This window comes from Micromonospora sp. ATA51, assembly GCF_016802855.1.
Taxonomy (GTDB): domain Bacteria; phylum Actinomycetota; class Actinomycetes; order Mycobacteriales; family Micromonosporaceae; genus Micromonospora; species Micromonospora sicca.
The window spans coordinates 1-5,856 of the sequence record NZ_JAEVHJ010000377.1; the positions used below are offsets into that span (position 1 = coordinate 1).

General features: G+C 71.0%; 5 protein-coding genes, 1 tRNA gene and 1 pseudogene. 4 read left to right on the top strand and 3 right to left on the bottom strand.

Translation table 11 applies throughout. From position 1 onward, the window contains the following. Together JNW87_RS33500 and JNW87_RS33505 are read right to left on the bottom strand one after the other, a co-directional pair. Window positions 1-110 (bottom strand): annotated as a pseudogene (locus JNW87_RS33500) (FHA domain-containing protein); the annotation flags it as partial. Window positions 111-116: 6 nt separating this feature from the next. Further along, window positions 117-908, bottom strand: coding sequence for a DUF3662 and FHA domain-containing protein (locus tag JNW87_RS33505; protein ID WP_238455054.1), 792 nt, complete (start codon window positions 906-908; stop codon window positions 117-119). Between the two features lie 210 nt (window positions 909-1,118). On the opposite strand from JNW87_RS33505, the gene JNW87_RS33510 reads away from it, so the two are divergent. The 3 genes from JNW87_RS33510 to JNW87_RS33520 all read left to right on the top strand — a co-directional run bounded on the left by JNW87_RS33510 (window position 1,119) and on the right by JNW87_RS33520 (window position 3,188). Then, window positions 1,119-1,204: transfer RNA gene (locus JNW87_RS33510), tRNA-Leu, on the top strand. A gap of 107 nt (window positions 1,205-1,311) precedes the next feature. Continuing rightward, window positions 1,312-2,385: an NAD-dependent epimerase/dehydratase family protein gene (locus JNW87_RS33515; RefSeq protein WP_109802034.1), complete on the top strand. Its 1,074-nt coding sequence runs from the start codon at window positions 1,312-1,314 to the stop codon at window positions 2,383-2,385. Continuing rightward, complete coding sequence (locus tag JNW87_RS33520) at window positions 2,382-3,188, top strand: WecB/TagA/CpsF family glycosyltransferase (RefSeq protein WP_109802052.1); 807 nt, start codon at window positions 2,382-2,384, stop codon at window positions 3,186-3,188. The genes JNW87_RS33515 and JNW87_RS33520 overlap by 4 nt, the downstream gene beginning before the upstream one ends. 93 nt (window positions 3,189-3,281) lie before the next feature. Here JNW87_RS33520 and JNW87_RS41020 read toward each other — a convergent pair whose 3' ends face one another. Continuing rightward, window positions 3,282-5,291: a S8 family serine peptidase gene (locus JNW87_RS41020; protein WP_309234135.1), complete on the bottom strand. Its 2,010-nt coding sequence runs from the start codon at window positions 5,289-5,291 to the stop codon at window positions 3,282-3,284. 213 nt (window positions 5,292-5,504) lie between these two features. Here JNW87_RS41020 and JNW87_RS33530 point away from each other — a divergent pair, with 213 nt between their 5' ends. Next, window positions 5,505-5,828: a hypothetical protein gene (locus JNW87_RS33530; RefSeq protein WP_238455053.1), complete on the top strand. Its 324-nt coding sequence runs from the start codon at window positions 5,505-5,507 to the stop codon at window positions 5,826-5,828. Window positions 5,829-5,856: the final 28 nt, after the last annotated feature.

A 5,856-nucleotide genomic window follows, 5' to 3' on the forward strand; every position in this document is an offset into this window, starting at 1 on the left:
CGGGCCCCGGCGAAGAGGTCCCGGCGGATGACGCCGACCACCGTGAACACGAAGATCCACAGCAGGATGAGGAACCCGAACCGGGCGACGGTGATGACGAGTTCCGGCAAGGCGGGTCAGCCGTCCACGCGGAAGGTCAGGGTGGTCGTGCCGAGCTGGATCATGTCGCCGGGGTTGAGGGCGACGGCGGAGACGCGCTGGCCGTTGACCATCGTGCCGTTGGTGGAGCCGAGGTCGGTCAGCACGACCTGGCCGCCGTCGAAGTCCAGCCGGGCGTGTCGCCGGGAGATCCCGACGTCGGGCAGGCGCAGGTTGGCCTGGTCGCCGCGGCCGATCACCGTCGAACCCATCTGGAGCGGGTAGGTGCGACCGTCGCCGGAGACCAGCCGCACGTTGCGACCGCCGCCCTGGCCGGGCGGGGGGCCGTAGCCGCCGCCCTGGTCGTACGCCGGGTACGCCGGCGGGCCGGCGTCGTAGCCGGCGGGCGCGGAGACCGGGGCGACGTCGCCGCCGGTGTAGACCTCGGCGGTGACCCGGAACATGCCGGTATCCAGCCCCTCGCCGCGCTCGATCTCGACGATCACGTCGCCGTAGACCGTCCAGGCCTGCTCGCCGATGAACTCCGCCTGCGACTGGGCCAGCTCCTGGGCCAGCGCGGCGGCGTACGGCGCCAGCCTGCTGTGGTCGTACGGCGAGAGATCGATCACGTAGCGGTTGGGCACCAACGTGCGCCCACCGGCCAGGATCGCCTTGTGCGCCTCGGCCTCCCGCTGCATGGCGTTGAGGATCTCCACGGGGTGGACCACCCCTTTGAAGACCTTGGCGAAGGCCCCCTCTACCAGGCCTTCCAGACGCTTCTCGAAGCGTTGCAGCACGCTCACCGGCTCCTCCTCGGGTCCCGAGGGAATGATGGTATCTGGACACCGCCCGCGCAGCTCACATGCCGCTCGGCCGGCCGCCGGCGGCCCGTTCGAACGGACCCCACGGGTCGTGCTACAGTTTCGTCCGCCACGAACGGTGATCGCTCGTGGCGATGACCGGTGACAGCGTAATATGTTTCGGCACCCGCCGCAGGTGGCGGGGCCGCGATGGGATACCGTTGTTCCAGGTCAAGCCACGGGGAAGTGGCGGAATGGCAGACGCGCACGGTTCAGGTCCGTGTGTCCGAAAGGACGTGGGGGTTCAACTCCCCCCTTCCCCACCATCACGAGGGCTCCGCAGCTTGCGGGGCCCTCGCGTCATATCGGGGCGTGCCGGACGTCACGCTATGCTCCGATGGTTTCCCTGCCTCCTACTGACCAGGAGTGGCGTGTGACTGTCGCGTTGGTGACCGGCTCGGGCGGTCTGATCGGCTCGGAGGCGGTCCGGCACTTCGCCGGCCTCGGGCTCGACGTGGTCGGCATCGACAACGACATGCGGCAGGAGTTCTTCGGCGCCGAGGCGTCGACCGCCTGGAACGTCCGCCGGCTGACCGACGAGCTCGGCTCCGCGTACTCGCACCACAGCATCGACATCCGGGACCGGGACGCGCTGGCGAAGCTCTTCGCCCGCTACGGCCGGGACATCGCCGTGGTGATCCACACCGCCGCGCAGCCGTCGCACGACTGGGCCGTCCGGGACCCGTTCACCGACTTCGACGTCAACGCCGGCGGCACCCTCAACGTGCTGCAGACCGTCCGCGAGCACTGCATCGAGACGCCGGTGATCCACTGCTCGACCAACAAGGTCTACGGCGACCGGCCGAACAGCCTCCCGCTGATGGAGCTGGAGACCCGCTACGAGCTGCCCGAGGACCACCCGTACTACCAGGGCGTCCGCGAGGACATGTCGATCGACGCCTGCCTGCACTCGGTCTTCGGCGCCTCCAAGGTCGCGGCCGACGTGATGGTCCAGGAGTACGGCCGCTACTTCGGCATGAAGACCGCCTGCTTCCGTGGCGGCACGCTGACCGGCCCGGCGCACTCGGCCACCGAGCTGCACGGCTTCCTCGGCTACGTGATGCGCGCGAACATGGAGCGCCGGACGTACAAGATCTTCGGCTACCAGGGCAAGCAGGTCCGGGACGCCATCCACAGCTCGGACGTGGTCTCCGCGTTCGAGGCGTTCTTCCGCAACCCGCGCTCGGCGGCGGTCTACAACCTGGGCGGCGGCCGGCACTCCAACATCTCCATGCGCGAGGTCTTCGCGCTGGCGGAGGAGATCACCGGCCAGGAGATGATCAGCGAGTACGTCGAGGCGAACCGGATCGGCGACCACAAGTGGTGGATCGGCTCGAACGAGGCGTTCCAGGCCGACTACCCGGACTGGAAGCAGGTCTACGACGTGCCGATGATCGCGCGCGAGATCTACGAGGCCAACGTGGACAAGTGGGTGCCGCAGGCATGACCACCGGCACCAAGCGGAACGTGCTCGGCGTGCTCGTCGACGCGACCGACTACGCCACGGCCACCGAGGCGGTCGTCACCGCGGCGCGGGAGCGCCGCCCACTGGCGCTGACCGCGCTGGCCGTGCACGGGGTGATGACCGGGGTGCTCGACCCGGCGCACAACGCCCGGCTCAACTCGTTCGACGTGGTCACGCCGGACGGCCAGCCGGTCCGCTGGGCGCTGAACCTGCTGCACGGCGCGGGCCTCACCGACCGGGTGTACGGCCCCGAGCTCACCCTCCGGGTGCTCGCCCGCTGCGCCGACGAGGGGCTGCCGGTCTACCTGTACGGCTCCACGGAGGAGACCCTGGCGCGGCTGATCCCCGCGCTGGAGGAGAAGTTCCCGGCGCTGAAGATCGCCGGCGTCGAGCCGTCGAAGTTCCGTCAGGTGCAGCCCGGCGAGGACGTGGAGATCGCCGACCGGATCAAGGCCAGCGGCGCCCGGCTCGTCCTGGTCGGGCTGGGCTGCCCCCGGCAGGAGGTCTTCGCGTACGCCATGCGGCCGCTGCTGGACATGCCGCTGATGGCGGTCGGCGCGGCCTTCGACTACCACGCCGGCCTGCTGCGCAACCCCCCGCCGTGGATGCAGCGCGCCGGGCTGGAGTGGGTCTGGCGGCTCGGGCTGGAGCCGAAGCGGCTCTGGCGCCGGTACGTCATCCTCAACCCGGCCTACCTGTCCCGCCTGGCGGCCCAGAAGACCGGCCTGTGGAAGGCCACCCCGCCGCCCCCGGCCACGGAACGCCCGCCCACCTTCGCCGTCTGAGCCCGACACCGGCCGGCCGGCTGGCCTCGGCCCGGAAACGACGCCCGGCGGCACCCGTGGAGGTGACCGCCGGACGCCGGTGGGAAGGTTGGCTCAGGAGACGTTCAGCGCGGTGTCGTCGAGGACGAACGAGGTCTGCAGGGAGATGTCCTCCACGCCGGTGAACTTGATCTGGATGGTCTGGCCGGCGTATGCGCCCAGGTTGAACGACTTCTGCGCGTAGCCGGTGTTCTTGTTCAGGTTCGAGTAGGTGGCGAGCGTGGCCAGCACCGAGCCGCTGCTGTTGAGCACCTGTACCCGCAGCGTGTCGTAGGCGGTGCCGGTGGTGGTCTCGGCGGTGTCGATGTGCAGCCAGAAGCTCAGGCTGTACGACGAGCAGCCGGCCGGCAGGGCCACCGACTGGGCCAGGGTGTCGGTGTGCGAGGTCCCGTAGCCGTCCAGCCAGGCGTTCCAGGTGCCCGTGCGAGGCGGCTGGCCGGGGGAGCCGTACTGGCCGATCACCCCGGAGGTGGCGGTCCACCCGGTGTTCCCGGACTCGAAGCCCGGGTTGGCGAGCTTCTGACCGGTGCCCGTGCAGCCACCGGTGCCGGTGACGGTGAGGGAGTAGCTCGCCGTCTTCGTGCCCGAGGCCGCCGTGCCGCTGACCGTGACCGCGTACGTGCCGGGCGGGGTGCTCGCCGAGGTGGTGATGGTGAGGGTGGACGAGCCGCCGGAGGTCACCGTGGCCGGGTTGAACGAGGCGCTGGCGCCGGCCGGCAGGCCGCTGGCCGAGAGGCTGACCGACTGGGCGGAGCCGTTGGTGGTGGCCGTGGCGACGGTGGCGCTCACCGAGCCACCGGGGGCGGTGGATCCGGTGGTGGGCGACACCGAGACGGAGAAGTCGTTGGTCGGCGGCGGGGTGCTGCCGTTGACCACGTAGAGCAGCCGGTTCGGGGTGCCGGTGCCCACGTTGGTCACCACGTTCGGGGTGGCGTTGTTGACCAGGCTGTCCCGCACCTGCTGCGGGCTCCACGACGGGTTCGCCGAGAGCACGAGCGCTGCGGCGCCGGCGACGTGCGGCGACGCCATCGAGGTGCCGCTGATCGTGTTCGTCGCGCTGCTGCCGGTGTACCAGGCCGAGGTGATGTTGACGCCCGGCGCCAGGATGTCGACGCAGGTGCCGTAGTTGGAGAAGCTCGCGGCGGCGTCGTTGTTCTGCGTGGCGCCGACGGTGATCGCCGACGCGACCCGGGCCGGGGAGTAGTTGCAGGCGTTCTGCCGATTGCCGAAGATGTCGCCGTTGCCGGCCGCCACCGCGTAGGTGATGCCGGAGTTGATGGAGTTGGTGACCGCCGTGTCGATCGAGCTGTTGGCGGAGCCACCGAGGCTCATGTTCGCCACCGCCGGCTTGACCGCGTTCGCGGTGACCCAGTCGATACCGGACACCACCTGGGCGTTGGTGCCGCTGCCCTGGCAGTCCAGCACCCGGACGCCGACGATCTGGACGGCCTTGGCCACGCCGTACGAGGAGCCGCCCACGGTGCCCGAGACATGCGTGCCGTGGCCGTTGCAGTCGTCGGCGGAGCCGCCGTCCACCGCGTCGAAGCCGGACACCGCCCGGCCGCCGAAGTCGTTGTGCCCGAACAGCACGCCGGTGTCGATGATGTAGGCGTGCACGTTGCTCGCCGTGTTCGGGTAGGTGTACGAGCTGTCCAGCGGCAGGTTGCGCTGGTCGATCCGGTCCAGACCCCAGGACGGCGGGTTCGTCTGGGTGCCGAAGATCGAGACGGTGTGGTTCTGCTCCACGTACGCCACGGCGGGGTCGGCGGCGATCCGCGCGGCGGCGGGCGCGCCGACCCGGACCTCGAAGCCGCGCAGCGCCGCGCGCCAGGTGCGGGCGACGCTGCCGCCGTGCCGGGCGGTCAGTCGCCGTGCGGTGTCGGCGACCCGGCTGGGGGCGACGGCACTGTCCTTCAACACGACGATGTAGCTGTCGGCCACCGCGGTGGGGCCACCGGCGGCCCGGATGACGCCGGTCGGTTCGGCGGCCAGCGCGGGGCTGGCCGCCGCGAGCATCGTCAGGGCGGCCACGCCGACGAGTACGGACCTGTATGGGAGACCCATCTCCCTACCTCCCTCCGACCGGCACACGATCGTCCGCCGGCGAGGCAGGCAGATCGACGCTGACCGATCAGTCTGAGACTAGGTCAACGGGAGGAAGGTGGAACATGTCGAAGTTTCCATATCACCGGTGGGATGGCCCCTACGGGCTGACGTAGGGGCGAACCGGGGGCCGGCCCGGATCCGGTGAACGCCGAGCTCGGCGAGGCTGGTGGCATGGCTGACCAGCTCGCCGTGCTGCTCCCGGTCGCCGCCGTCTGGGTGGCCGCCGCCGTCGTCGCAGACGGACTGCCCCGGCTGGACCGCGCCCGCGCGCTCCGCCGGCGTACCGGATGGGTGTCCGCCCTGGTCCTGACCGGCCTGGCGCTGACCGCGGCGGTGCTGTTCACCGGCCTGCAGAACGCGGGCGGCACGGCGGTGGACCGGGCAGCCGGCCGCCTCGCCCTCGCGGCGGTCCCGGCGCTGCTGGTCGCGGTCTGCACCGTCCGCCGGGTCCGGCGGCTGCGGGCCGGCGCCGGGCCCAGTGCATCGACAGGATGACAATCTCCGCACCCAGGTCGCGGGCCGC